This window comes from Ensifer adhaerens, assembly GCF_002007205.1.
GTDB lineage: Bacteria > Pseudomonadota > Alphaproteobacteria > Rhizobiales > Rhizobiaceae > Ensifer > Ensifer adhaerens_D.
In genome coordinates, this window is sequence record NZ_LAZS01000005.1 from 408,815 (window position 1) to 430,972 (window position 22,158).

The following is a 22,158-nucleotide window of genomic DNA, read 5'->3' on the forward strand; positions in this document are numbered from 1 at the left end:
AGGAGAATGGACAATGCGCGTAGTGGTTTTTGTAAAGGCGACCGAGGACAGCGAAGCCGGCAACATGCCGTCGACCGAGCTTCTGGAAGCCATGGGCAAGTACAACGAGGAACTGGTCAATGCCGGCATCATGCAGGCGGGCGAGGGCTTGCATCCGTCCTCGCGCGGCGCCCGCGTCGCCTTCGACGGCGCCAATCGCATGGTGATCGACGGTCCGTTTGCCGAGACCAAGGAATTGGTCGCCGGCTTCTGGATCTGGACGGTCAAGGACGTGGACGAGGCGATCGCCTGGGTGAAGCGCTGCCCGAACCCGATGCCGGGCCCGAGCGAAATCGAAATCCGCCCGGTCTTCGAGATGGAGGATTTCGGCGACGCTGTGACCCCGGAGATCGCCGCGCAGGAAGAGCGGCTTCGCGAGAAGATCGCCAAGCAGTAAGGACTTTTCCGTGAGCTCAAAGGGTGGGCTTGCCCTCCCCGGGTTTAGCCCGAGGAACCCTGTTGCCCCTCACCCTAACCCTCTCCCCGCAGGCGGGGAGAGGGGACGAGCCCGGTTCACGGCTTTTCGAACGTGGCGACAGTCAGGGTGAAGCGGGGTTTCGTCGGGTGCAAACCAAATTGGCCCGGAAGTGAGGCTGTGGCGCTTGTCGTTGAGGCGAGCGGGTGCCACGCGTTCCCTTCTCCCCGCGCGCGGGGAGAAGGTGGCCGGCAGGCCGGATGAGGGGCAAGCCCTCACCGGGGGATGAGGGGCAAGCCCTCACCGGGGGATGAGGGGCGAGCCCTCGCTGGGGGGATGAGAGGCAAGCCCTCGCCGGGCGGATGAGAAGGCAGCCGCAAGTGTCGGGCGGTGAGCGCGAGGAAACAGCCCGCGTGCCGGATGAGCGGCGGCCAGCGCGTCCGAAACGCCGTTGCCGATCCGCTCTGCCGGCTTCCCATAGAGATTGCATTAACCATGATTGTTTACGGTTGCTCCGGGGCTTTAACCGGAGTGGGGCAATGGTCAGGACGAGCAGTTTCGTCATTTTTCTCTTTTCAAGCGTCGGGATGGCAGTCGCCGCGGACATCGACGGTCCGCTGGTGGGGACGCAGGACGCCTATGAAGTGCCGGTGGAGCAGGCATCCGGCGGTATCGCCGGCTACATCGAAGGTTCCTATGGCGCGGCCGTGGACTCGCCCGGCGATATCGATGCGGATGCATGGGACCTGCGTGGCGCGGTGAACTTCGACGCCGGCGCCGGCATGAACCTGCAGGTCGATCTCGGCTATACGCGCGCTTCCTACGAGGATCTCGATGCCGACAGCTATGACGGCGCGCTGCATGGCTACTACCGCAACGATCTCTTTGCGGCCGGCGTCTTTGCGCAAGGCGCACGCCTCGATCCGGGCATCGGCGTCGACCTCAACGATTACATGGGCGGCGTCGAAGTGGCCTATTTCCTCGATACCTGGACGTTGCACGGCGCGCTCGGCTATGGCCAGGCGGTCGTGGAAGACTTCGAGGACATCGACGCCAACCATTACATGGGTTCGCTCGGCGCCCGCATCTACGCGACCGACAACCTGCGCTTCGACGTGGACGGCTCGCTCCATCGCATCACCGAGGACGACATCGACTACGATCTGCGCAGCCTGAAGCTGACGGCCAACTACCGGCTGGAGACCGTGCCCGTCACGCTCTTTGCCGGCTACAAATACACCAACGAAGAGCTTTCGGGCCTGAGCGCATCGGTCTCCGGCGACACGAGCACCATCTTCGGCGGCCTGCGCTTCTCTTACGGTTCCACGACGCTCAAGGAAGAAGAGCGCCTCGGTCCGGTCTGGTCGAGCAACCGCCTCTCTTTCTGACCGGTTTCCTTCGTCGGATGAACTTGCGCTGCCCCGGTATCCGGGGCAGTTGCGCGTCTGGATGATCGACATGGATCCGAGTGAGGCTGAGGGATGCCTGCCGGTCGCGCGGGGTCGAGCGTGTGGGAGGTCGGCCACCGACCTCAACGTTAAGTGCAGAAAATACAATGTCTGGTAGCGTAATTTAGCATGTGCTAACCTCCCTTGCGTCGAGAAAAACGGGGGAGGCAAACATGGATTTGACACGTCGTGCCGTCGCTTTGGGAAGTGCCGGCCTGCTGGCAACAGCTTCATTTTCCTTTGCAAATGCTCTGGAATCGCCGCTTTTGGATCCGGTCGAGGCTGCGGATGAATTCTGGCTGGCAGTCGAGGCCTATATCTACGGTTACCCGCTGGTGACGACCGAAATCACCCGCCGCGTCATCACCAACGTGGAAAAGGCGGAAGGCAGCAAGGGGCCGATGGGCCACATCATCAAGCTGCGCCAGTATCCGGAAGCGTCCTTCAAGGACGTGACCGCGCCGAACGCCGATACGCTCTACACCACCGCCTTCGTCGACGTGGGCAAAGAGCCCTGGGTGCTGTCGATCCCCGACATGAAGGATCGGTTCTTCCTGTTTCCGATGCTCGACGGCTGGACGACGGTGTTCCAGGTGCCGGGCAAGCGCACGACCGGCGGCGGCGCACAGGCCTATGCGATCACCGGGCCGGGCTGGCAGGGCAGCCTTCCGGACGGCGTGACCGAGTACAAGTCGTCAACCGGCATCGTCTGGATCCTCGGCCGCATCTATTGCGAGGGCACGCCGGAGGACTATGCGGCGGTGCATGCGCTGCAGGATGAATGCAAGCTCTGTCCGCTCAGCGCCTATGGCAAGGACTGGACGCCGCCTCCGGGCAAGGTCGACCCGGCGACCGACATGAAGACGGCGGTGCGCGAGCAGGTCAACCGCATGGATGCGGTCGAGTATTTCACGCTGCTCTGCGAACTGATGAAGACCAACCCACCGACGGCCGCCGATGCGGAGGCGATTGCCAAGTTCGCCGCGATCGGCATCGTGCCGGGCAAGGATTTCGACAAGAGCAAACTGGATGCCGCCTTCGTCTCGCGCATCCCCGCAATGGCGTTCCACCGCATCATGCTGCATTTCAAATTCAGCGACGGCGATGTGCAGGACATCAACGGCTGGGGCTTCACCACCAAGACAGGTATCTACGGCACCAACTATCTGCAGCGCGCACTGATTACGGCGATCGGGCTTGGCGCCAATCGCCCGCAGGACGCGATCTATCCGACCTCGCTCAAATCGAAGGACGGCCTTCTGGCGCGCGCCTATCACGGGTCGAACAAATACGTCGTCACCTTCCCGAAGGGGCAATTGCCGCCGGTGCGCGGGTTCTGGTCGATCACCATGTACGACGACAAGTATTTCTTCGTCGACAATCCCCTCAATCGCTATTCGATCAGCGCCCGGGTGGGCCTGAAAACCAATGCGGACGGATCGACGGATATCCACATCCAGAATGAATCGCCCGGAAAGGACAAGGAGGCCAACTGGCTGCCGGCGCCCAAGGGCAAGTTCATCCTGATGATGCGGCTCTATTGGCCCGACGACAGCCCGCCGTCCATCCTCGACGGCTCGTGGGTTATCCCAGTGGTCAAGAAGGTGGGGTAAGAGGCAGGGCTCGACGGTGCCTGGAGGCGGCGTGTTCTGACGTTTGCCTCCAGGCGCAGCTCTGCTGTTGCCGTGACCGGCCGGGCGGTGGTGCGCCTGTGCGCATTCTTGCCATTGCTAAGGCAGGCCAACTGTCGGAAACTCGGGCCACGCCCTTGGGTCAAACCCTTGGGGCCTTGTCAGTCGGAGCAGGTCGCAGACCATGGCAGCAACCTCTTCCATCGAGCCTCACTCTGGCGGCGATGCCCGCATCTGCCGGGGTTGCTGGGACCAGATGCATGTGCCGATCCCGATCCGCGGGCCGCTGGCGCTGCCGTTTCGGGCCTTCGGCATTACCCGCAGCAAGATGAACCCGAACATCTGCACGATCTGCGAGCGCTCCTTCCGCTACGTGAAGAAGCAGAGTCACGTTGCGGCAAGCGCGACCATCCTCTTTGCCGATATCCGCGGCTTCACCCATCTTTCCGAGCGGATCGAGCGGGTGAGACTGAGCGAGATCGTCAGCCTGTTTCAGGATCGCTGCGCGCAGGCCATCTGGGCGCATGACGGCATCGTCAACAAGCAGATGGGCGACGGGCTGATGGCGATCTTCAACTTTCCGATCGTCCGGAAAGATCATGCCGAAGCGGCGATCCGGGCAGCACTCGACATCCAGCGCCACTGCGCCGAAGCGCTCGGCCGCCTGGATCTCGGTGGCCCGGGCGAACGGCCGCTGGGCGTGGGCGTCGGCATCCATTCGGGCGAGGTCGAGATCGGCGAGTTCTCGAGCTTCCGCAGCGATTTCACCGCGATCGGCGGCACGGTGAACCTGGCGTCAAGGCTCGAATCCCAGGCCGAGGCCGGCGAGATCCTCGTTTCGCCCGAGACGGCGGCTCAAGCCGGTACATTGGCGGCGGAGGCGGCGGCGCGGATGTTGACACTGAAAGGCATCGACCAGCCGGTCGAAGCGCGCGTGATCGTCAAGCGCGACTGACGCTCAATCGACCCGCCTGACGTCGGTGGCGATCCCTCACCATCCGCATTCCAGGGCATAGGGTATTTCGGTTGCGCTACAGGATCGGCGCAACGTTCGGCGAGTGCACCGGTCACCCACTCACAGGGCGCCTTCGTCGGTCAGCGATGTCACTTCGGCGACTTTGCCGCCGGAGGCGAGGCAGCGCCACCGGGCGCGCTCGGGCCCGACCCCGATGATGACTTGCGTGTTGGCCTGCGACATCTCGGAGCTCAGCGTTGCGGTGTCAGGATTGTTGGTCTGTTTGGCGACGGCCTGTTCGCAGGCGCGCTCGTCGGTCGGGTTTCCGCCGCGAAGCGCCGCTGCGGTCGCCTCTGACGTCGAGGGACGTGGAGGCGACGGCGAGGATGACTGGGAACAGGCCGACAGGCTGAGCAGGGCTGCGAGTGACGCGATCGTGCAGGTCAGACGTTGCATGGATGGCCCCTCTTTCTCGGGTGACTACAAGCCGGTCGGTACGCGGTTGCCGCAATCTTCCATGAAATGCGGAGATGATCCAGTACACCGGCTGATGGCGGCATACCGGAGGGTTCGGAATCGGCTCTATGGTGGGGCGCCCAATGCGCGTCGCGATCTTTCAGGTTCGCTCTCAGCGCCTTAAGTCATCGTTTCGTCGCATACCGGAACCGCAAGACCGCCGCATGGTCTTGCGCGACATGCTCTAAAACCAGAGATCGCGCACGCACTTTCCGTCGGATGGCAGGTCTTCAAAGGTGTCGAAGCCGTCGAAGTGATTGACGGGCAGGTCGGCCACCAACTCCGGTGCCGTGTGCCGCAAGTTGACGGCGATGCGCCGGCGGCCCTTGTCGTCGATCTGCAGGCTGCGCCAGGCGAGAACACCGGCGCAGGTCGGGCAGAAGCGGATCTCTAGCGTGGGTTCGGCCTCGTCGGCGCGGGTGTAGAACGCGGTCTTGCCGGCGAGCGTGATGCGTTCGCCTTCGTAATCATAGGCCCAGAGCGCCCCGTGTCGCCGGCACATCGTGCAGTTGCAGACGACGATCCTGCCGGGATCGCCCTCAAGTGTCCAGCTTGCGCCGCCGCAATGGCATGAGCCCTTGAGCATGTGTCGAAATCCTCCGATGGGTGTGGGAACACGATAGTGCACAAGCTGATTGCAACCAATAAGGACCCGGCTAGAACCAGAGATCGCGCACGCAGCGGCCGTCCGCTGGCAGGTCCTCGAAGGTGGCCAAGCCATCGAAGTGATCGATCGGGAGATTGGCGACCCGGTCCAGCGCCGCGAGCCTGAGATTGACGGCGATGCGCCGGCGCAGGTGGGGCAGAACAGGATCTCGAGCGTCGGATTCCCTTCGTCGGCGCGGCTATAGGCGGTGAGCTCGCCGCTGACCGCGATGCGTTCGCCTTCGTAACCATAGGCCCAGAGCGTGCCGTAGCGGTGGCAGAGCGTGCAGTTGCAGGCGGTGATCGAACCGGGGTCGCCCTTAAGTGTCCACTTACCGTTGCCGCAATGGCATGAGCCGTCGAGCATGTGCCACTTCCCCCGTTGATGCACAGGTAAGGATAGTGCGTCGATCGGCCGATGTCCGCAATCGGCGCCTGACGTCAATGTTGCTCGGGCTTGGGCCCCATGATCGCGTCGATGAACGGGGCCTTCAAGGCCAGGTACTCGCCGATCCCATGCTGGTTCGTAGCCTCAAGGTACAACTTCAGTTCCTGATAGCGGGCACGCAGGGTCGGGTCCTCCCGCAGCAGGTCGCGAAAGCGCAGCATTCTGGCAATCTGCCAATGTCCCGACGAACAGACATGAACCTTGTGGGCTCGAACCCCGTTGATGTCGCGCCGATAGAAATGGTGGTCCCTGGAGAGGTCCTTGCCACGAACATATCCAAGCAATGTCATGCGTTGATCCACGTCGACCGTGTCTTTATGCTTGGCCACCTCGACCAGAAGATCGATTTCGGGCTTGGCCGCCAGACCGGGTACGGCCGTGCTTCCGACATGATGGATGACGACCAGTGCATCTGAAAATACGGCCCGAATGCGCCGCTGCTCAAGGAGGAACAGGTCGGGCCATTGCGGATCATAGGCTGAAATCTGGCTAGTCAGGGGCAGGGTGGCCTCCTTCGGATCCTTAAACGGGGGGGCATGGTAGCACGCGAGGTGAAGACATGGACCTCCCCCCGCCTGAGCGGAAGAAGGCTGCTTGCCTGGACCTCTTATCGGCTAATTGCGGTCGAGCCGCATGACCTTTTCCTCGCCCAGCACCATGCCGGTCTCGCGGAAGCCGAAGCGGTGGTACAGCGCATGGGCGCGGGTGTTTTCGGGATAGACGCCGAGATAGATGTCGCCACATTCGGGGATCTTGGCCATGTGTTCGATGAGGGCGGCAAGCGCCTTGGCGCCGTAGCCCTTGCCCTGGTGGCGGGCATCGATCATCAGCCGGTAGATCCAGTGGTTGCCGTCGTCCGGATCGAGCGCATACATGGCAAAGCCGACCGGCTCGCCTTCGGCGATAACGGCAAAACCGACGCATTCGGGACGTTCGGCCAGTTCTTCGAGGGATTCCTCGTTGCTGGCGATGAAGTCCATCTGGTTTTCGTGGACGTCGAGCTTTCGGATGACATCGGCATCGACGGTATCGACGGGCAAAAGTGTAATCGTCATTCGTTCCTCATGGTCGACGCTGTGCTGAACGGCGGCGCCTGCGGCATCCCGTCTGCGGTCGCCTTCTCCCCGCGGGGCGAGCGGGGAGAAGGGACCTTGCAGCGCTCTCGGCGTCCGCATCCTGCGCTCTTGCGCGCGGTACCCTCTGCGGGGCGGGCAGGGGAACCGGATGGTAAGCGGAGCCGGGCCGCTGCCGTTCCCTCTCCCGATCAGCGAGCGAGGGCGTTGGGGGCAAACAATGGTGGCGCGGGGACGGCGTCCAGCCTGGCAAAACGTCAATAGAAATTTGATCTAGAAGTTGTTTCAGTTTCGGCCGCACCGGCTCGGCCACTCTAGGCGCCGAAATCCGGAAAGCGAGCCCTTCTCTGACGGGCGCATTGCCGCAACATTGCGGCGGCAAGAAAGGAGCGTTATTCGCGCCGGCCGCTCAGGTCTCTTCCACGATCCGCGGCTCGGGCGTGCCCGACCATTCCAGGGTGATGGTGCGGCCCTGGCGGATGTTCTGGATGACCGAGGGGCGGAAGACGGCGAGGCATTCGCCTTCCGGGTCGCGGGCGGAGGGATAGATCAGGCCGTTGCCACCCTCAGCCAGAATGGTGGCGGCAAGCGCCTGGCCGGCCGGATAGGCGATCTCGGTATCGGGGGAGAGATAGGCCGCTCCCTTCTCGCCGCGCACATCATGGAAGCGGCAGGTGAAGCCGGCGACCAGCTCGCGGTAGCGGCCGATGTCGTGGAAACTGCCGGCTTCGCGAAGCGCCCGGGTGCGGTGATAGACGATTTCCGCCTGGCAGGTCTTAAGGGCGCGCGGACCGAAGGCGCAGTACCAGGCGCCGCGTTCCTCGCCGTTGAAGCGGTTGCCGGGCGGGCGGGCATGGCAGAAGGCGGCATTGATCAGCGACCAGCCATAGCCGTAGGATTCGTTCAGGAGTTCGGCCGGGTCGACGCCGGCGGGCAGCGCCAGCGGGCTCAGCCGCGCCGAGGTCATCGCCTCCAGCCGGTTGAGGATCCCGATCTCGTCGTCATCGTCGGCAAGCGGCCTGACGGCGGGCTCGTCGATATAGGCGGTCGAGATCAGCCGGACGGTTGCCGGCTCGTTGAAGTCGATTTCGGGCAGCGCGTTCATAGGCCGCCGCGCAACCCGTCGAGATAGCGCCTGACCTTCAGCATCACGGGAATGCCGCCCTCGATCATCAGCTCGACCGGCGAGCGGCCATAAAACAGCGGACCGGTGTTGACCGCCTTCGGCCATTGATAGGTGAGCGGGCCGTTGAAGAACAGACGCAGCCCCTTGAAGATGCCGACGATCAGGCTCGCGCGCATCTTCTTGTCCTGGTCGAGCCTACCCTTGAAGTCCCCTGCCTTCATGCGGTTCCAGGTGGCGATCGGCACGTCGAAGAGCTGGGCGGCCTCCTTGTTGGTGAGGTTCCAGAGGTCGCAGGCTTTCACGACGGCTTTGACGATGACCGCTTCCTCGTGCCGGGCGACGTCCCGGTCGGGAGCGAGAGCCGATTGCGCGCTGACCATGTTTATCTCCTATGGGGCGATGTACCGTATCATATGATATAAATTGACCGCGATTGCGCGGAAGTCAAGGGCTGAGCTGACTGCCGGCTTGGGATGTTCGCCCGCTGCGTGTCGTAGCCCTCACCCTAACCCTCTCCCCGCCAAGCGCGGAGAGGGGACGCGGACGGCGGCGGCGCCACCAGTCCGCGGCTGCTCTCGCAAACCCAATCGTAGACGAGGTTTCCACGGGCCGGGCGGGTGCCGCGCGTCTCCTTCTCCCCGTCGTGACGGGGAGAAGGTTCCGGCAGGGGGATGAGGGGTAGCGCGTCTGCTGCAAAGCCATCGTCAAAACCTGTGGCTGCTTGGATCGCCCTTCGACTAACGTGGAGCGCAGAGGTCGCCAGGCGCCTTGCGTCGCCGAGGTTGCGCGCCATCGCGACCTGCCATCACGTCAATTCGATTTTACACGCTTGAAGGTCGCCGATAGGCTTTCCGCTACTTTTTGATGGGAGAGAGAGCCATGAAGCGCGCAGTTGCAGCATTCGCATTCGCCTTGGCCTGTTCCGGCACGGCCTATGCGCAGGACACCAGCATGAGCTTCTTCGTCACCAGCGTTAACCCCGGAAAAGGTGGCGACCTCGGCGGCCTCGCGGGGGCGGACGCCTATTGCGATACGCTCGCCAAGGCGGCGGGATCGACGGGCAAGAGCTGGAAGGCCTATCTGTCCACCGATGCGGAGAACGCCAAGGACAGGATCGGCGCAGGCCCCTGGTACAACGCCAAGGGCGAGAAGATCGCCGATGATGCCGCATCGCTCCACAGCGACAAGAACAACCTGACCAAGCAGACGGCGCTCAACGAAAAGGGCGAAGTGATCAACGGGCGCGGCGACACGCCGAACCGCCACGACATCCTGACGGGCTCAAAGGCCGACGGAACGGCGGCGACCGACACCTGCGGCAACTGGACGATGGGGGCTGCCGACGGCGCGGCGATCGTCGGCCACAGCGACCGGACCGGACTGAACGATTCCGCCGAGGCCAAATCCTGGAACTCGTCGCACGCGACGCGCGGCGGCTGCACGGTCGAGGCCTTCAAGGGCACCGGCGGCGAGGGGCTGTTCTATTGTTTCGCTGCTAACTAGGTCCGTTGACAAAGTAGTTTTCGGCCCGTGGTCGCGCGGTCGGCGAGCTACGACTACTTTTCTGCGTCCCCCAGGAAAGGATCGATGCCGATTTGGTGGAGCCTTTTACGCGCTTCCACAGAGGCCTGCCTGATGTCGGGATTTTCTTCTACCGCTCTCCCATACCAATATTTTGCGGCATGCAGGTCGCCAAGGTTCTCATAGCACTCCCCCAGTCGCTCTCCGAGATATCCGGCATCCAGCGACTGGTCGCCATCTGCCATGAAAAGATAAATCTTGATGGCGTCCGCTGCATTCCCGCTTGCGATCAGTTCTTTTGCTCGGCGCTCTAAATGATTGAAGTCATACACGACTTTGTCTCCAGCAACGCAACTTGGTGCGGTTTTCCTAGAAAGCAGTGTTGAAACATGCCCGAGCCGGTTTGCGAAGCCACTCTGTCAACACGGCCTGGGGCGCTTTCAGCTTATCGTACCGCGCAAGGGATACGCCTTGGTTTCATCCCGACGGCCCGGACACTCGGCCCGGGTCGCAGGTCCGTTCCCACGTGCGTCAGATATGAGGCCCGAGCAGCGACAGGTCGGCCTCGCCGAGCCGGTCCTTGGCGGTCCAGAGCTGGTGCCAGTAGGGGTAGATCACCGGCGGCAGGCTGATGGCGTCGAGCAGTTCCTTCTCCTCGTCGGACAACTTCAGGTTTGCGGCAGCAAGATTGTCGCCGAACTGCGCCTCGGTGCGCCCGCCGATGATGACTGAGGTCACGCCCTTGCGGCCGATCAGCCAGGCGAGCGCAACCTGAGCCGGCGACACGCCGCGTTCGCCCGCTATTGCCACCAGCATGTCGACGATCTTCCACAGCCGCTCCTCGTCGCGGATCGGCGGTTCCTTCCAGCCGGCAAGCTGGCGGGTGCCTTCAGGCGTCTCGCCGCGCCGGTGCTTTCCGGACAGAAGCCCGCCTGAAAGCGGGCTCCAGACGAGCACGCCGAGCCCCTGGTCGATCGCGATCGGCAGCAGTTCGTATTCGGCCTCGCGGGCTTCCAGCGTGTAGTGGATCTGCTCGCTGACGAAGCGCTGACGGCCATCGAGCGCGCTCACGCCGAGCGCCTTCATGATGTGCCAGCCGGAATAGTTGGAGCAGCCGATATAGCGCACCTTGCCGCTTCGAACGAGGCTGTCGAGCGCTTCCATGGTCTCTTCGAGCGGCGTGAGCCCATCCCATTCGTGCACCTGGTAGAGGTCGATGACGTCGGTCTTCAGGCGCTTCAGGCTCGCCTCGCAGGCGGCGATCAGGTGGTGGCGCGACAGGCCGCCGTCGTTCGGTCCCGGCCCCATGGAAAAGCGCGCCTTGGTGGCGACGAGCACACCGTTCTTTCGCTTTCCGCCGAGCACGTCGCCGATGATCTCCTCGCAATGGCCGGTCGAATAGATGTCGGCCGTGTCGATCAGGTTGACGCCGGCATCGAGGCAGAGGTCGACATAGCGGCTTGCCTCCTTGAGGCCGACATTGCCGACCTCGGCGAACTTGCCGCGGCCGCCGATCGTCATCGTGCCCATGGTGATAACAGAGATTTTCAGGCCGGAACGGCCGAGCAGCCGGTATTCCATGGTCTCTGGTCCTTTGCTGGTGCGCCGAGAGGGACGGCAAGTCTCAGCCGTCGATGAAAGCCGAAGGCGGCAGGGGCGGTCAAGGGGCGGCGTCCGGGGCAAAAGGCATGCAGTGTAGAGGTGCAACACCCTGCAATCGGATGTTGCGGTGGTTGCGGCTCCGGTTTCTTAGGGCTGGCTTGGACAGGGCAAAATGTTATCGTTTGGTCGGGAGATTAAGGGGAATCACTCGATGAGCGTTGTAAAGCGTCTGCTGTCCGGATCGGCGATCGCTGCCGGCCTGTGCTCCGTTGTTGCGCCTTTGACGGCGCATGCGGCCGAAAACGGCGCCGGTTTCTATCTGCTTGGCGCGCGCGGGCCGATGGCCGGCCTGCTGGCGCCGCCCGGAACCTATTTCCAGAACGACACTTATTTTTATGTCGGCGAGCTCAAGGGCAACAGGCAGTTGCCGCTCGGCGGCGAGATCGTCGGCGAAGTCGATGCGACGCTGATCGGCATCTTCGGCACCGGCCTCTGGGTGATGCCCGAAGAAGTGCTCGGCGGCAATCTCGGCTTCACCGCGATCGTGCCCTTCGGGGGGCCTGACATCGACGCCACGCTTTCCGCACCCCGGGCGGGCCGCTCGGCGTCGGTCAGCGATTCCGTCTTCACCATCGGCGACCCCGTGTTGGGTGCGGTTCTCGGCTGGCACGAGGGTGACTTCCACTGGACGGCCAACGCCTCGGTCAACGTGCCGATCGGCGACTACCAGAAGGGGCAGCTCGCCAATCTCTCGTTCAATCGCTGGGCGGGCGACTTCACGCTCGCCGGCACCTGGTTCAACCCGGAAACGGGCTTCGACATCTCGGGTGCCGCCGGCTTCACCTTCAACGGCGAGAACCCGGCGACGGACTATCGGACGGGGACGGAATTCCACGCGGAATGGGCCGTCACCAAGCATTTCGGCCAGGAATTCTCCGCCGGCGTCGCGGGCTACTTCTACCAGCAGGTCACTGGCGACAGCGGGCCTGGCGCAAGGCTCGGCGCCTTCAAGGGGCGCATCGCCGCGATCGGCGGCACCATGGGCTACAATTTCAAGATGGCCGAGACGCCCGTGTCGCTGACGCTGAAGGTGTTCCAGGAATTCGGCGCCAAGAACCGGCCGGAGGGCACCGCCGGCTTCGTCACCATCGCCTTCCCGATCGGCACGCCGCCGGCGCAGGTGAAGTAGCAAGGAGGGGACCTGCCCCTCATTGGTGCTGCCAGTCTCTCTCCGCAGGTGGCGAGGAGGGACCTGCGGCTCCTGCGCCGCAGGCGAAAAGCGATCATCCCCAGCAGGGCTCGCGTCCGGCGACGTTGCTTTATCGCCGGATCGGCGCATACTGCGCCGTCGCCGGGCAGTGGTAAGGACCCCGGCTTTTTGAAAATCATTCTCGCTTTCGCCCCAGGTCAGGAGGTCACGCGATGTTTGATACGGCCAACGCCAGGGCGTTCCTCCCGCACGAAATGAACCAGATCGAGCAGGTCTTCCGCGAGATCCTGCGTGAGCGCGGACTGGCGCGCGACTGCGAGATGGCAGAAACAATCGCAAGACGCATTTTCAGTTGCTACCAGCGCGGCATCCGCGAGAGGGGCGCCTTGAAATACACGATCGGCTTCGACCTGCGGGCGGCGGTGCAAGCAGATGCCGACAGGCCGGTTCACGTCAGCCAGGAGACTTCAATGCAGGAGATTGCACGCGAACCGGACGGCCAGATCGGCCCCGATGACCTTGACATGCTGCAACGCACCTTCGACCGGGTCTGCATCTGGTGCGACATCCCGCGTTACGGGAAGCGTGCCGACCGGCTGGCCCGGCATATCACGGGCCAGTTCCGCCGGGGCGTTTCCGACGAACGCGTGCTGTTCGAGAACGCCATGTGGCTGGAGCAGCAGGGTGGTTCAACCTGGCGCCGCGCCAATAGCTGACCTTGGCTCGCTGCGCCTGGCGCAGGTGGCCGCCAAGGCGCGCCGCTCCGCGCCCTAAAACGCGTCGCGATCCTTCAGATCCGCTTGGCGCTCAAGTGATTGATTTGGCGCATGTGGTCGTCGCAAAACGCTGCACACTCTTGCGCGACATGCTCTAGGCCTCGACGAACCGCGCCGGCATCAGGTTCCTGTAGGGGAACATGTGGAAATAGGGCCGCGCCTCGGCGAGCACGCGGCGGACGGACGCGCGCTCGAGCAACCGCTCGAAATAGGCCGAAAGATGCGGATAGTTCTCACCGAAGGGCTCGACGATGCCGCCATAGAAGAGCGCCGGCGTGGCGGCGCAATCGGCAAGGCTGAAGCTGTCGCCGCCGGCAAAGCTGTGTTCGGCGAAGTGCTTGTCGGCCATGCCATAGGCAAGGCCAAGCGTGGCGCGGGCGTCTTTGACGCCGCGATGGTCGTTTTCGCCCGCGGACCGCAGCGTATCGGTGACGATCTTCTGCATCGGCACATGGATATAGAGATCGAAGAAGCGGTCCCAGAGCCGGACTTTCAGGGCCTGATCCGGGTCGTCGGGAATGAGCCTGACCGCGCCCGGATAGTGGCGGTCGAGATATTCGATGATGATGGAGGTCTCGGGCATCACCACGTCGCGGGCGCTGTCCGTCAGCACCGGCATCTTTCCGGCTGGCCACAGTGCGGCGAAGCGGGCGGCTTCCTCCGGGTCGAGCAGGTCGACCAGGCTGCTCGTGAACGGCGTGTCGTTCTCGTAGAGCGCGATCAGCACCTTATGGCAGAAGGACGCGAGCGGATGCTGGTAAAGGGTAAGGGACATCAAGGCGATCTCCGGTTCGGACGGTTCCACAAGGCTGATGTTACGACAGAACGAGCGCTGCGCGTACGGTTGTCTATCGCGAGTGATATCGTTTTAGTACTGGTTTAAATTTACAATCGGAGTGTGGCCAACTGCGGCCCGCTTGTCAACGCAGGCCAGCGCGAAGGTCAGCGAATTTGGCCGGCAGCCATTGAAAGCGCAAAAGCTGCCCTAGAATTAATAGAACAAGGGCGTCGCAACGCTCGGCGCCCGTCGTCATCGCGACAGGGGAGGATTGCCGATGCGCTGCTTCACGGTACTAGGGCCCTCGCAGACCGGGAAAACCACGCTGGTAGACAAGCTGGCCGGTCTGGAGGGGGCCTCTCGAAAAGCTGCTTCACCCTATGGACTGAACCTCACGGAATTCGAATTTGGCGGCGAAGCCTGGTGCGCGCTCGACGCGCCCGGCGGTACCGAAGCGCTGGGGCACGCGCAGCACGCGCTGATCGCCAGCGACGCCTGCGTGCTCTGCGTTTCGCCGGTGCCGGAGGAGGCGGTGCTCGCGGCGCCCTATCTGAAGGCGATCGAGGCGTCGGGCACGCCCTGCATTCTCTTCATCAACCGCATGGACGAGCCGCAGGGGCGGCTGCGCGACGTGATTGCAGCCCTGCAGGACTATTCCGGCCACATGCTGCTGTTGCGCCAGGTGCCGATCCGCGAGGGAGACAAGATCGTCGGCACTTGCGACCTGATCTCCGAGCGCGCCTGGCGCTACCGCGAAGGGCAGACTTCCGCGCTGATCGCAATTCCCGACACGACGATGGAGCGCGAACAGGAGGCGCGCACCGAACTGCTGGAACATTTCTCCGAATTCGACGACTGGCTGCTCGGTGAACTCATCGAGGACCGGCTGCCGGCCAACGACACGATCTATGCGATCTCCACGCGGCTCTTGAAGGAAAACCGGATCATTCCGGTGCTGGTCGGCGCTGCAAGCCACGCCAACGGCATTCTGCGGCTGATGAAGGCGCTGCGCCATGAGGCGCCTGAAGTCGATGCGCTGCGAAAGCGGCTGGCTGAGGCCGGCCCGATCGCCGAGACGGCGCTTTCTGCCGTCAGCTTCCATGCCTATCACCGCGCCAATGTCGGCAAGACCGTGCTGGTCAGGGCACTGACCTTAGGCATCAAGCAGGGCGCGACGCTTGGCGGCGGCAGCCTCGGGTCGTTGCAGGACCCGGCGACCGGCAAGCCGGTGGCGAACGCCACGCCGGAGGCGGGCGCGATCTTTGCCGCGGTCAAGGCCGACCATCTGCCGGTGCCGGCGCTGCTTGCCGCCAACACCACCGCCGATGCGCCGGACTGGACGGTGCCGCCGACGCCGATGCTGGAGCGCATATTGGTGCCCGACAGCGAGCGCGACGAGACCAAGCTTTCGGGTACGCTTGCCAAGCTCGCCGAGACCGACCGCGCACTCGCCGTCATGCAGGAGGAAGGGACCGGCGCCCAGCTCGTCTGCGTGCAGGGGCCGATGCACCTGCGCGACCTCTGCCGGACGCTCGCCGATGTCTTCCATGTCGGCGTCACCGACAGGCCGCCGAGCCCGACCTACCGCGAGACGGTGCTGAAGCCGTCTGATGTCCACTACCGTCACCGCAAGCAGACCGGCGGCGCCGGGCAGTTCGCCGACGTCAAGCTCAGCGTGCACCCGAACGAGCGCGGCGCCGGCTTCTCCTTTGCCGAGACGGTGAAGGGCGGGGCGGTGCCGCGCAACTTCATCCCGGCGATCGAGGCGGGCGCCCGCGAGGCGATGGAAAAGGGGCCGCTCGGCTTCCAGGTGATCGATGTCGGCGTGACCTTGACCGACGGCCAGCATCATTCGGTCGACAGCAACGACTTCGCCTTCCGCGCGGCCGCCAAGATGGGCGTGCGCCAGGCGCTGTCGCAGGCCTCCGCCGTGCTGATGCAGCCGGTCATCCGCATCGAGATCCACATCCCCTCGATCTATTCCGGCAGCCTGGTGCCGATCGTCTCCACCTACAAGGGCCAGGTGCTCGGCTTCGACCGCGACGAGACCGCCAAGGGCTGGGACATCTTTCGCGCACTCGTGCCGGGATCAGCACTCGACGATCTGGCGAGGGCGCTGAGGGCGGCGACGCAGGGGATCGGCTACTTCTCCAAGAGCTTCGATCATTTCGAGGAACTCTACGGCAAGGAGGCAGACGCGGTGGTCCACGCGCATGGGGCACAGCACGCGGGGTGATCATTTTTGAGTGCACCTGGCTTGGCGCGATGCACCGAGACCGCGCCGAGCAATCTTAGTCGCGCATCAACGTCTCTTCGGTGGCGAATTCGTTGCCGCGCAATCACGGAGCGTATTTGATGTCGAGATAGGTCGCGCCGATTCCCCGGATCGCCGACGGGCGAGGTCAAGTGCGCCGGTCGCCTTCCGTGACGTCGCTTTCAACGCCCCGGCCCGGCATCGCCGTTCTGCGCATACACGCTATCACATCACGCTCGCTCAACTTCGTGTAAAGGCGGATCGGCGCGGTAGTCCGCGAGCAACCGTTGATCGGGCCTGGGGTTCGGCTGCGTTTTCACCGCTTCGAGAATGATGTGCTGGTCGTCGAAGATCAGGTCCTGGCGGATGCCCGGAAGGGCGAGGCTCGAGGAGGCGATCCGGCTTTCCAGGGGATCCGACGCGCTTGACAAAAGCGCCGATAGATTATTTATAACCATCCGGTCGGAAATAAATCGGATGGAGCCATGGGCCGGAAACGCGCAATTGATCAACAGCAGGTGCTGGACGCCGCCGAACGGGTCGTCGGTCGCGATGGCGCTGCCAACCTGACCGTCGATGCCGTCGCGAAGGAGGCCGGTGTCAGCAAGGCGAGCGTGCTTTATGACTACAAGTCCAAGCAGGCGCTGATCGAGGCCGTAGTCGACCGGGCGTTTGAGCGCGACAACGAGCACCATGCGCGGATTGAAGCGACGATCGGTGATCTTCAGGATCGAGCGGTCAGGGGGCGCATCGTTGCTGCGGCCGAACCGCCGCCCGAGGAATTCCGGGCGGTGGCACTGAACCTCAGCGCGGCGCTTACGCTCGATGCCGGTTTGCGCCGGAAGATGCAGGCAAGCCAGGATGCGACGATCGCGAGAATTCTCCAGAATTCGCAATCGCCGCGCGGGGCGCTGCTGGCCTATCTCGCGCTCGAGGGTCTCAAGTTCCTCGAATATCTCGACTTTCACCATTTTGCGCGTGCGGACCGGGACAAGGTGCTGCGCGAAATCAACTGGCTCGTGACTGCAACCCCGCAGGCAGCCGATCTTCCGGACGAGCGCTAAGCGTCCAAACCTCATAGGTGCAGTGAAATGAACCAAGCTTGCGATGCCACATCCGCCGTGGCCACGGACGAACGCGCCCCGTTCCGGCGCATCTTCATCACCGGCGGCAGTGGCTATGTCGGCCGCAACCTCATCCGCCATTTCGTTGCGGCCGGCGTTTCCGTTGTCACTCTGGCGCGCAGCCAAAAGTCGGCCGACCGCATCCGCCAACTCGGTGCGACGGCCTTTATGGGCGACCTGCTCAGTCCAGACATCGCCGCCGGAATGGCGGGCTGCGATGCGCTTGTCCATGCGGCGGCCGATACCGATCATGGACCAGGCACGCCGCAGCAGCGCCGGGTGAACGAGGAGGGCACGCGGATCGTCATGGAGGCGGCCCGCGCCGCCGGTATCCGCAAAGCGATCCATATCAGCACGGAATCCGTGCTTGCCGATGGGCATCCGCTGGTGCACGTGGACGAGACGGCGCCGTTTCCGCGCCGCCCGGCCGGCAGCTACTCGCGCAGCAAGGCGGCGGCCGAGCGTGTAGCACTTGCGGCCAGCAGTCCGGCGTTCCCGGTCGTTGCCCTTCGGCCGCGCTTCGTCTGGGGGCGCGACGATACCACGGCGCTGCCGGCACTGGTCGAGGCCGCCCGTTCCGGCAAGCTCGCCTGGATCGCCGGAGGCACCTACCTGACCTCGACCACCCATATCGACAACCTGTGCCAGGCCGTGGCGCTTGCCTTTGCAAACGGGCGGGGCGGGGAGGTCTATTTCATCGCGGATGGCGATGCCGTGCCGTTCCGGACGTTCGTCTCGCAGCTTCTGGAAACGCAAGGGATCGCCCCGCCGGACAAATCCGTTCCGCGCGCCGTCGTCAGAGCCGTTGCCTGGGTCGGCGATGTGCTCGCTGCCATTTCCTGGGGGAGGATCAGCGTTCCGCTGACATCGCAGGCCTATGCGACGTCGGCCGTCGAGATCTCGCTTGATATCGGCAAGGCAAAGCGGGAGCTCGGCTATGTTCCCGTCATCTCGCGGGAGCAGGGGCTGGACGAGCTTCGGACCGTCAGCACCGGTAGTCCTCCAGTCGCGGCGCCGTGTCCGGCTTGCCTGCCTTGATCCAGTTCACCTTGCCGCGCAGGAACGAGAGCGCCGCGTCCAGCGCGGCCTTCCGCTCTTCTAGTCGCGCGATCTGCGTTTGCAGGATCTCGACCGTTCGTGCGGGCGAACTTTCGCCGGCGCGATAGGCGTCATTGAGGGCCTGAATCTCCCGCAGCGAATAACCCAGCGTCTGTTGCAGCCGGATCATCCGGGCGGCGGTGACGTCTTCCGGGCTGAACAGCTGATAGGGGTTAGAGCCGCCCTTGGCGCTGCGCTGCGGCTTCAGCAGCCCTTTGGAAATATAGAAGCGGATCGTATCGACAGGCAGTTCCGTGGCTTTGGCAAATTCCGAAATCAGCATGCAACGAACCCTTGACCATGGAGTATGGTCAATACTTATAAGGGCTGCTTGTCTGGAATTGGAGACCCATAATGACAAGCAAGGAAAAGATTCTACACCGCGTCCAACTCGGCTCGCATGGCCCGCTGATCGGAGCCCAGGGACTCGGCTGCATGGGCATGAGCGAGTTCTACGGCACGACGGACGAGGCCGAATCCCGCGCCACGCTGGAACGGGCGCTCGAACTCGGCGTCAGCCTGTTCGACACGGCGGACATGTACGGTATCGGCGCCAACGAGGCCTTTCTGGCGTCCTTCGTCAGGGCGCATCGCGACGCGGTCCTGATCGCCACCAAGTTCGGCTATGCGCGCACGCCGCAAAGCCCTGACGACTGGAGCATGGACAACAGGCCCGAGTTCATTCGTGCGGCCGCCGACCGCTCGCTGAAGCGCCTGGGCGTCGATGTCATCGACCTCTATTACATGCATCGCCGCACCGATGCCGTACCGCTTGAGGATTCCATCGGCGCGATGGCCGATCTGGTCGCGGCCGGAAAGGTCCGTTGGCTCGGCCTCTCGGCGGTGACGGCAGTGGAGCTGCGGGCCGCGCATGCCATCCATCCGATTGCAGCGCTGCAGTCGGAATGGTCTGTTTTCACGCGTGGGATCGAGGAAGATGTCGTTCCCGCTGCATTCGAACTCGGCGTGACGCTCGTGCCTTACTCTCCGCTCGGACGCGGCATGCTGACCGGCCAGGCCTTTGCCCAATCCCTGACGGAGGGAGATGCGCGCAGGAGTTTCCCGCGCTTTGCATCGCAGTACCACCAGGCGAACATGCAGGTGGTGGCGAAGGTCGAGCAAGCCGCGCGTGGCCTCGGCATTGCCCCGGCCCAACTGGCACTCGCCTGGCTGCACACGCAGGGCCGCACGTTGAATGCCAAGGTGGTGCCAATCCCCGGCACACGCAGGCGCAGCCGTCTTGAGGAGAACGTCGCGGCGGCGTCCATCGTCCTCCCCGATGATGTGATGGCCATGCTCGATCCGCTCGCCGGGGCCGTGCAAGGCGCCGCCGTCTAAGGGTGCGACCGCCGTGCGCGACGGGCGTGCGGCGGCCGGTTCTTCCGTTGGGTGCGGAGGAGGGACGTTTCCCGGCCGCCGACGGCTAGCTTGTGGCAGATGTCTGCACCGCCTCTGCGCTCTGCCGCTCGCGCTCCTCGATCTCGGCGATCAGCCAGTTGAGGAAGGCCCTCGTCACCGGCTTGGTGCGCAACAATTCCTCCTGGCACACGAACTGGTAGGTTTCGGCCGGCTCGTAGAAATGCTCGTGCGCCAGGCGGATCTGGCCGGACTTCAGTTCGTGCTCGACCATGGTGCGGTCGATCAGCGCCACGCCCTGGCCCTCCTTCACCGCTTCGAGAATGATGTGCTGGTCGTCGAAGATCAGGTCCTGGCGGCTGCGCGGAAGGGCGAGGCCAGACGAGGCGATCCAGCTTTGCCATTCCTGAAGGCCGCGATAGTGCAGCCGATTGCCGGAAAGCAGCGCCTGCCGGTCTTCCTGCCAGAGGTCGCGGCCGCAGACGGGCACCAGGCGTTCGCGCAGGAGCTTGCGGGTGAAGCGTCCGGGCGGCGGCTGCAGGCAATAGGCGATGGTGACATCGGCCGGGCCGGTGCCGGCGGCGATCGTTTCGAGGTGGGAGAGGTGGATCTGCACGCCGGGATTGGCGGCGAGAAACTGGGAAATGCGCGGCGCGATCACTTTCATCGAAAAGAACGGGCCGACCCGGACGCGCAGGATCTTGTCGCTCGTGCGTGGGCGGATGTGCTGGACCACGCCTTCGAGATCGTCGAAGGCGCGCTGGCAGGAGGCGTAAAGCAGCCCGCCCTCCGGCGTCAGTTCGACGCCGTGCTGTTTTCTGACGAAGACCCGAAGGCCGAGATTGAGCTCCAGATTCCTGATCTGGTGGCTGATCGCCCCCTGGCCGATGCAGAGCTCGTCGGCGGCGGCCGTCAGGCTGCCATTGCGCGCGGCCGCCTCGAAGGCGCGCAGGGATTTGAGGCTCGGCAGGTCACGCATCCGTTGCTCCGGGTTTGGATCGGTTGCAGCCTACATGAATTTTTTCGATGGCTGGAATGATTTCTTTCACATTGCGAAGGGGGGAGACCTCACGCATTGTCGAAGCATAATAAAGCAAAACGAAAACTGAAATCGGCCGAAAATCCAGGCGGTTTCGCGCAAGTCGCTCATTTGACGCACGCCAATGACGGCGCTTGCGGCCGGAACTTCGTGGGCGGTCGACAGGAAGGACAGAGGGAACGAGATGAAAAAGAAGTTCATGACCGCATCGGTCATCGCCGCGCTGTTTGCGGCCGCCACCGTCAATGCCGAGACACTGGCGATCGGCACCGAGGGTGATTACGCGCCGTTCAACTATGTGACGGCTGCCGGCGAGATCAAAGGTTTCGACTACGATATCGGCCAGGCGGTCTGCGCCGAGATCAAGGTGGATTGCGTCTGGAGCACCAACGAGTGGGCGGGCATCATCCCCGCTCTGCAGGCCAAGAAGTTCGACGTGATGGTCGCCTCGATGGCGATCAATCCGGATCGCAAGACGCAGGTGGACTTCACCAATCCCTACTACTTCAACGCCATGCGCTTCGTTGCCCGCAAGGATCTGGGCCTCAAGGACATCTCGCCCGAGGCGCTGAAGGGCAAGGTGATCGGCACGCAGTCGGGCTCGGTTGCCGTCGAGGCGCTGCAGCAGTTCTTTCCCGACAGCGAAGTGAAGCTCTATCCGACGATGAGCGAAGTGTTTCTCGACATGGAGAACGGCCGGCTGGACCTGATCCTCGAAGGGCAGATGGCCTTTACCGAGTGGCTGGCCAAGGAAGAGAGCGGCTGCTGCGCCTTCGTTGGCGACAGCTTCGTGCTCGACACGGCCGAGGGCAACGCCATGGCGGTGCGCAAGGGCGACGCAGCACTGCTCGCCAAGCTCAATGCCGGCCTGAAGACGATCATGGAAAACGGCACCTACGACAAGATCCGCAAGCAGTATTTCGACTTCGACATCATGGCGAAGCCGAAGACGACGAGCGAGTATTTTCGCTGAGGCGGTGGCTGTGATGCTCGGTGCCTTCTGGCCTCTGGTATCGCTGCGCGCTTGCCCCTCATCCGGCCTGCCGGCCACCTTCTCCCCGCGCGCGGGGAGAAGGGACGTCGCGGCAGCCGCTCGCTCGAAAC

The 22,158-nt window shown here is 63.8% G+C and carries 23 protein-coding genes and 1 pseudogene; 12 read left to right on the top strand and 12 right to left on the bottom strand.

Translation table 11 applies throughout. The features are described from left to right. Positions 1-13 precede the first annotated feature (13 nt). The 4 genes from XB14_RS05725 to XB14_RS05740 all read left to right on the top strand — a co-directional run bounded on the left by XB14_RS05725 (position 14) and on the right by XB14_RS05740 (position 4,488). Complete coding sequence (locus XB14_RS05725; RefSeq protein ID WP_077960694.1) at positions 14-436, top strand: YciI family protein; 423 nt, start codon at positions 14-16, stop codon at positions 434-436. Positions 437-993: 557 nt separating this feature from the next. Beyond that, on the top strand, positions 994-1,842 hold the full coding sequence (locus XB14_RS05730; protein ID WP_077960695.1) for a hypothetical protein: 849 nt from the start codon (positions 994-996) through the stop codon (positions 1,840-1,842). Between the two features lie 233 nt (positions 1,843-2,075). After that, positions 2,076-3,515, top strand: a complete 1,440-nt coding sequence (locus XB14_RS05735; protein ID WP_077960696.1) for a DUF1254 domain-containing protein — start codon at positions 2,076-2,078, stop codon at positions 3,513-3,515. Between the two features lie 202 nt (positions 3,516-3,717). Then, positions 3,718-4,488, top strand: a complete 771-nt coding sequence (locus XB14_RS05740; RefSeq protein ID WP_077960697.1) for an adenylate/guanylate cyclase domain-containing protein — start codon at positions 3,718-3,720, stop codon at positions 4,486-4,488. A 120-nt stretch (positions 4,489-4,608) separates the two neighbouring features. On the opposite strand, the gene XB14_RS05745 is transcribed toward XB14_RS05740, so the two are convergent. The 7 genes and pseudogenes from XB14_RS05745 to XB14_RS33500 form a co-directional block, all read right to left on the bottom strand. After that, on the bottom strand, positions 4,609-4,944 hold the full coding sequence (locus XB14_RS05745; RefSeq protein WP_077960698.1) for a hypothetical protein: 336 nt from the start codon (positions 4,942-4,944) through the stop codon (positions 4,609-4,611). 244 nt (positions 4,945-5,188) lie between these two features. Then, entirely contained in the window at positions 5,189-5,590 is a 402-nt protein-coding gene (locus XB14_RS05750; protein ID WP_077960699.1) for a GFA family protein, read from the bottom strand. A 70-nt stretch (positions 5,591-5,660) separates the two neighbouring features. Further along, positions 5,661-6,016 (bottom strand): annotated as a pseudogene (locus tag XB14_RS05755) (GFA family protein). Between the two features lie 74 nt (positions 6,017-6,090). Continuing rightward, positions 6,091-6,708 carry a GrpB family protein gene (locus tag XB14_RS05760; RefSeq protein ID WP_327326203.1) on the bottom strand — a complete coding sequence of 206 codons (618 nt, stop codon included), beginning with the start codon at positions 6,706-6,708 and terminating at the stop codon, positions 6,091-6,093. Between the two features lie 3 nt (positions 6,709-6,711). Further along, the gene (locus XB14_RS05765; protein ID WP_077960701.1) at positions 6,712-7,152 is read right to left on the bottom strand and encodes a GNAT family N-acetyltransferase; all 441 of its coding nucleotides are present in this window, start codon (positions 7,150-7,152) and stop codon (positions 6,712-6,714) included. A 427-nt stretch (positions 7,153-7,579) separates the two neighbouring features. Beyond that, positions 7,580-8,275 carry an RES family NAD+ phosphorylase gene (locus XB14_RS05770; RefSeq protein ID WP_077960702.1) on the bottom strand — a complete coding sequence of 232 codons (696 nt, stop codon included), beginning with the start codon at positions 8,273-8,275 and terminating at the stop codon, positions 7,580-7,582. Further along, positions 8,272-8,676: an antitoxin Xre-like helix-turn-helix domain-containing protein gene (locus tag XB14_RS33500; protein WP_077960703.1), complete on the bottom strand. Its 405-nt coding sequence runs from the start codon at positions 8,674-8,676 to the stop codon at positions 8,272-8,274. The genes XB14_RS05770 and XB14_RS33500 overlap by 4 nt, the downstream gene beginning before the upstream one ends. Before the next feature lie 499 nt (positions 8,677-9,175). Between XB14_RS33500 and XB14_RS05780 the strand changes: the two genes are divergently transcribed. Then, positions 9,176-9,799: a hypothetical protein gene (locus tag XB14_RS05780; protein ID WP_077960704.1), complete on the top strand. Its 624-nt coding sequence runs from the start codon at positions 9,176-9,178 to the stop codon at positions 9,797-9,799. Positions 9,800-9,852: 53 nt separating this feature from the next. Here the strand turns inward: XB14_RS05780 and XB14_RS05785 are convergent, their stop codons facing one another. Then, entirely contained in the window at positions 9,853-10,149 is a 297-nt protein-coding gene (locus tag XB14_RS05785) for a tetratricopeptide repeat protein (RefSeq protein WP_234803977.1), read from the bottom strand. Positions 10,150-10,348: 199 nt separating this feature from the next. Next, positions 10,349-11,398 carry an aldo/keto reductase gene (locus tag XB14_RS05790; protein WP_077960706.1) on the bottom strand — a complete coding sequence of 350 codons (1,050 nt, stop codon included), beginning with the start codon at positions 11,396-11,398 and terminating at the stop codon, positions 10,349-10,351. Between the two features lie 232 nt (positions 11,399-11,630). On the opposite strand from XB14_RS05790, the gene XB14_RS05795 reads away from it, so the two are divergent. After that, entirely contained in the window at positions 11,631-12,608 is a 978-nt protein-coding gene (locus XB14_RS05795) for a SphA family protein (protein WP_077960707.1), read from the top strand. A gap of 233 nt (positions 12,609-12,841) precedes the next feature. Next, positions 12,842-13,345 (top strand): hypothetical protein, encoded by a 504-nt coding sequence (locus XB14_RS33505; RefSeq protein WP_143348244.1) that lies wholly within the window; start codon positions 12,842-12,844, stop codon positions 13,343-13,345. 154 nt (positions 13,346-13,499) lie between these two features. Here the strand turns inward: XB14_RS33505 and XB14_RS05805 are convergent, their stop codons facing one another. Then, positions 13,500-14,180 carry a glutathione S-transferase family protein gene (locus XB14_RS05805; RefSeq protein WP_077960708.1) on the bottom strand — a complete coding sequence of 227 codons (681 nt, stop codon included), beginning with the start codon at positions 14,178-14,180 and terminating at the stop codon, positions 13,500-13,502. A 280-nt stretch (positions 14,181-14,460) separates the two neighbouring features. Between XB14_RS05805 and XB14_RS05810 the strand changes: the two genes are divergently transcribed. From XB14_RS05810 to XB14_RS05825, 3 genes are all read left to right on the top strand, one after another. Beyond that, positions 14,461-16,419: an elongation factor G gene (locus XB14_RS05810; RefSeq protein WP_077960709.1), complete on the top strand. Its 1,959-nt coding sequence runs from the start codon at positions 14,461-14,463 to the stop codon at positions 16,417-16,419. 503 nt (positions 16,420-16,922) lie between these two features. Then, complete coding sequence (locus tag XB14_RS05820) at positions 16,923-17,501, top strand: TetR/AcrR family transcriptional regulator (protein ID WP_077960711.1); 579 nt, start codon at positions 16,923-16,925, stop codon at positions 17,499-17,501. A 27-nt stretch (positions 17,502-17,528) separates the two neighbouring features. After that, entirely contained in the window at positions 17,529-18,599 is a 1,071-nt protein-coding gene (locus tag XB14_RS05825; protein ID WP_077960712.1) for an NAD-dependent epimerase/dehydratase family protein, read from the top strand. Here XB14_RS05825 and XB14_RS05830 read toward each other — a convergent pair. Continuing rightward, positions 18,547-18,942, bottom strand: a complete 396-nt coding sequence (locus XB14_RS05830; protein WP_077960713.1) for a MerR family transcriptional regulator — start codon at positions 18,940-18,942, stop codon at positions 18,547-18,549. The genes XB14_RS05825 and XB14_RS05830 overlap by 53 nt on opposite strands. A 71-nt stretch (positions 18,943-19,013) precedes the next feature. Here XB14_RS05830 and XB14_RS05835 point away from each other — a divergent pair, with 71 nt between their 5' ends. Then, positions 19,014-19,997 (top strand): aldo/keto reductase, encoded by a 984-nt coding sequence (locus tag XB14_RS05835; RefSeq protein ID WP_077960714.1) that lies wholly within the window; start codon positions 19,014-19,016, stop codon positions 19,995-19,997. Positions 19,998-20,082: 85 nt separating this feature from the next. Here XB14_RS05835 and XB14_RS05840 read toward each other — a convergent pair whose 3' ends face one another. Next, a complete protein-coding gene (locus tag XB14_RS05840) occupies positions 20,083-20,994 on the bottom strand; it encodes a LysR substrate-binding domain-containing protein (protein ID WP_077960715.1) in 912 nt (303 codons plus the stop codon). Between the two features lie 244 nt (positions 20,995-21,238). Between XB14_RS05840 and XB14_RS05845 the strand changes: the two genes are divergently transcribed. Continuing rightward, a complete protein-coding gene (locus XB14_RS05845) occupies positions 21,239-22,027 on the top strand; it encodes a transporter substrate-binding domain-containing protein (protein ID WP_234803978.1) in 789 nt (262 codons plus the stop codon). Positions 22,028-22,158: the final 131 nt, after the last annotated feature.